4 protein-coding genes are annotated in these 4,339 nt (G+C 35.0%); 2 read left to right on the forward strand and 2 right to left on the reverse strand.

Annotation, left to right across the window (positions count from 1 at the left end; all coding sequences use genetic code 11):
• Positions 1–290 precede the first annotated feature (290 nt).
• Positions 291–680 (reverse strand): type II toxin-antitoxin system RelB family anti-toxin, encoded by a 390-nt coding sequence (locus tag C9J37_RS27165; protein ID WP_024364503.1) that lies wholly within the window; start codon positions 678–680, stop codon positions 291–293.
• Between the two features lie 212 nt (positions 681–892).
• On the opposite strand from C9J37_RS27165, the gene C9J37_RS27170 reads away from it, so the two are divergent.
• Positions 893–1,543, forward strand: coding sequence for a restriction endonuclease subunit S domain-containing protein (locus C9J37_RS27170; protein WP_167397459.1), 651 nt, complete (start codon positions 893–895; stop codon positions 1,541–1,543).
• A gap of 67 nt (positions 1,544–1,610) precedes the next feature.
• Here C9J37_RS27170 and C9J37_RS27175 read toward each other — a convergent pair whose 3' ends face one another.
• Entirely contained in the window at positions 1,611–3,284 is a 1,674-nt protein-coding gene (locus C9J37_RS27175; protein WP_235617283.1) for a ribonuclease J, read from the reverse strand.
• 165 nt (positions 3,285–3,449) lie between these two features.
• On the opposite strand from C9J37_RS27175, the gene C9J37_RS27180 reads away from it, so the two are divergent.
• Positions 3,450–3,674 (forward strand): hypothetical protein, encoded by a 225-nt coding sequence (locus tag C9J37_RS27180; RefSeq protein WP_107897891.1) that lies wholly within the window; start codon positions 3,450–3,452, stop codon positions 3,672–3,674.
• Positions 3,675–4,339: the final 665 nt, after the last annotated feature.

Here is a 4,339-nt window from a genome sequence, read left to right on the forward strand (position 1 = left end):
TTATTTTGTTATGCCCATATCTAAACACCATAATTATAACTTCCAAAAACAATCCTATACAACATTAAGCTATTGAAAAATTATCAATTAGAACTTCATTATTTTTTCTAAAGTACACGGCTATGGTTGCTCGACTCCTGCGGGATAAGCGTGAGACTTAAGACCCCGCACGTAGCGAAGCGGAGGAGGAGGCTTAAGCCACACCCGCAAAAAAGCGAGCAACCCGTAGCGGAAATCAATCAACACTTTAAATCTTGGCAACCCGCGTTTACAGTCAAACAGCTCTAATGTTATTCAACATTAGAGCTGTTTTTCTTTGTTTGCGCATCAATGGTATTTAGAAAATCTCTTGTGATACGTACTACATATTTTACTTCGTCTAAATTGCGCTCTCTTAATAATGAGCGATGAATGTCGAGCATAAGATTTTTCTCTTCAATATCAGTAACACCCGATAATCGTTGGAAATTAAAAAGTTCTTCAGGTGCAATATCTAACGCCTTCATAAGCATTTCCAATGTACTTAACGTAATATTAGATTGCCCATGCTCAATATTTGAAATGCGACCTTTACTAAAACCTAACTTCCCCGTTCTCTCTGCAACTTCTTCTTGACTAAGCCCTTTGGAAACTCTAATGATACGGAGTTGTTCACCTACTAGCTTTAAAAAGTCTGACATATCATTCACCTCTATGTAAAAAGCTAGTGAAAAACAATGAAAATGCATATACCATTAAAGTTATACAATGTAGATAATATTACATTAAAATGGTACAATAATCACTATATGAATGCTAAGTGAGAAAATATCTACCATTTTATTCACTGAAATCAGGCGTTAACAATTATTTATGTGAGGATGGCATATTGTGAAGAATGGAGGATCTAAACGTGTTGAAGCGTTATAGACTAGATGAAATTGCTCTTATTGTTGCTAGTTTAACAACACCTCATATCCCAAATTTCTCAAAAGTAGATCAACCACTTATTACTGCAGAAAAGTTAAAATGGTTGTCTCTTGGCGAAGATATTCGTCGATTTTCTCAATTGGATAGTGCGATGAAACAATGGAAGTGGGCGAAGGTTCCCGCAAAAACAATTGTATTTGAAAAAAATAGCCTAGATGGTGCTAACAAGCATATAGTTCAATGTGAAAATGCAGCGTATATAGCACATGACGTTGTCGCGATTATTCCAAATGAGTCCATTATTTTAAGCGATTATTTATACTATTTTTTCAGTTGGTATCAACCAAAGAATGACTGGAGACAGTTGCATCATATTCTAATAGATATACCTTCACTTGAAATACAAACGAACATTGTCAAACTATTAAAAACAAGTCAACAACTATTGAAAAATAAAAAATCTTTACTAACTGCTGTAGAGGAGTTACCACTGCATATACGTAATATTGCGCAGCAAACAGAACAACATACTAGACAGTTAAATGACGGCTTTGACCAACTTCAAATGTATTATAATTACACACTGCATAAAATTTTTACTGGAGAGCTATTTCGGTTAAACAATAAATTCTGATTGACAAATAAAATACAAAGTCGGTGTAATCACTAAAGAAGTGAAGCTTACACCGACTTTAAAATAGTTAAATTTCAATAATAATAGGCAAAATCATTGGTTTACGTTTCGTCTGTGAAAAAAGATACTGGCCGACAGCCTTTTTAATTTCCCGTTTTAAAACAAACAGTTGTTGCTTGCTTTCCTCTTGTAGTTCACTAATGGTTGCTTTTACAAGAACATTTACTTTGAGGAGAAGATCCTCTGATTCTTTAGCATAAACAAATCCCCGTGAAATGGTATCAGGTTCTAAAATAATCGACCCATCTGCTTTACTAAGCGTTAATACGATAACGAGCATCCCATCCTCTGATAGTTGTTTACGGTCACGTAATACGATGCCTTCAACTTCTCCAATTCCAATACCATCTACATACGTATCACCAGATGGAATTTTTCGCGTTTGCCTCGCTTTTGCATTTTCGATATCGACAACGTCTCCGTTTTTGATAATAAAGGTATGGCCTCTTTTGACACCAACAGATTCTGCTAGCAAACGGTGTTGGTGTAACATGCGAAATTCACCATGAATCGGAATAAAAAACTTCGGTTTCATTAGCGTCAGCATTAGTTTTAAATCTTCTTGATAACCATGTCCAGAAACATGCATGCCAGTGTTACTGGATGAACCATAAATCACCTTAGCCCCAAGCTGAAATAAATTATCGACAATTCGAGAAACACCTTTTTCATTTCCTGGTATGGGAGAGGCGGCTAAAATAACGGTATCCTCTGGTAAAATCTTTACTTCTCGATGGTTGCCACTAGCTAAACGGGCAAGGGCTGCTAATGGTTCCCCTTGACTACCTGTACATAAAACAACAACGTCTTCTGGTGGGAGGTACTTTACTTCACGGGCATCTATTAACAAATCTTCTGGTATTGTTAAATATCCACGCTCTAAAGCGACATCTACAACATTTACCATGCTGCGACCTAATAGTGCTAGTTTACGATTCGTTACGATTGTGGCATCTACAATTTGTTGAATACGATTCACATTGGAGGCAAAGGTAGAAATAATAACTTTGCGTTCAGCATGTAGAAAGGCTTCTTCAATATGATGACCTACCAGTTTTTCTGAGGGTGTTAAGCCCGGTCGTTCAGCATTGGTACTTTCAGAAATTAATACTAGTACACCTTGCGTACCAACCTCAGCCATCTTATGAATATCTGCAAATTGATTATTTACAGGTGTTAAATCAAACTTGAAATCACCCGTGTGTACAATATTTCCTTCGGGTGTTTGAAAAACGATTCCTAGACAGTCAGGTATACTATGATTTGTTCTGAAAAAACTAACGTCAATCTGACCGAAATGTAAAGCTGAATCAGAACCAATCTCAATTAATTCCGTCTCTCTTAAAAGTTTATGTTCTTTTAGTTTTAGTTCGATTAAGCCTAATGTAAAGCGAGTACCATAAATAGGAACATTTATTTTTTTTAAGAGGTATGGAATGCCACCTATATGATCTTCGTGTCCATGAGTAACAATCAATCCTTTTATTTTTTCTTTATGCTCCTGTAAATAAGTGATATCTGGAATGATTAGATCAATACCAAGTAGGCTTTCATCCGGAAACTTCGCACCGCAATCGACAATTAACAAATCGTCAGCGTATTGTATAACATACATATTTTTACCGATTTCGTTGATGCCACCAAGAGCAAAAATAGATAATGCATTTTTTATTACAGTCAATGTTATTACCTCCATATAAACGTATTACGATAATTTTTAGTATTGCTTAAGTCTCCAATCTTATACTTTTGTAGGTCTTTAAATTCGCCAGTAAAAGCTGCCAGACAGAGGATGACGAATTCGAGATTGGATATGATAAGTGCATGAATGAAGGAGTTGTTTATAATGAAAGAATTTAAAATAACCTATTTCTTTGATGAGCTGCATTATGTAAGACGATTTATCCATATGGAGTCACAGGAAAAAGCGCAACAATTGGTTGCAAGTGAGCGCGATCAATATATTACATTTACAGACAGCAGAGGGATTTATCATGAATTGCATACAAGGGATGTTCGGGTCATTCAAATTTCCGAATATCATCGCATCGATAAAACAGTCAAAATGTAGAACACATAATCATTAGATGTTTACACAGATATGGTTGATTCAGATGTAATTAGCATTTTTGACTTGTATGAAGATATGCAAACGGTGAAGAGCTCAATAAAAAGGTGAAAAGGGTGATGAGCTGAGTGAAATGCAGCCTGATGTATTATAGAAAGAGGGAAACGCTTGAGCCTTTATTAATGTATAAAAAGCAAAGTGATGTGAGTTTATCCTATATGTTTGAATAACTTGTATTAGCTATAATTTAACCTATAGCAACTGGACTTTTTAAAGTCCAGTTTATGTATTGGACCAAATCCTCCTTCTTACTTCCCCAATGGTAATGACAATCCAAATTTTCTTATACCAATCCACGCTTTTTAATTACTTTTGCGGCTACATTCCACGAATAAAGCAAATTTATTTTTATTTTTTTCACATGTAAATGCTAAATCTTAAATATGTTTTCACATTTTATCAAAAAAAAAATTCAAATTAAAAAATATGATTTTTATATCAATAGATTTTAATCTTAAAAAAGGCTCATTTGTTTTACAATAGTCATGAGGCATACACTCCGTTCGTATAAGGTTGGTTTAGTCGCTACCATTATACCGAATTTGGGGAGGTGCCTCATTTTTATTTAATCGAAACCCTTGATACTAAAGCGATTGGAATTATGAAAT

Source organism: Lysinibacillus mangiferihumi (assembly GCF_003049665.1).
Lineage (GTDB): Bacteria > Bacillota > Bacilli > Bacillales_A > Planococcaceae > Lysinibacillus > Lysinibacillus mangiferihumi.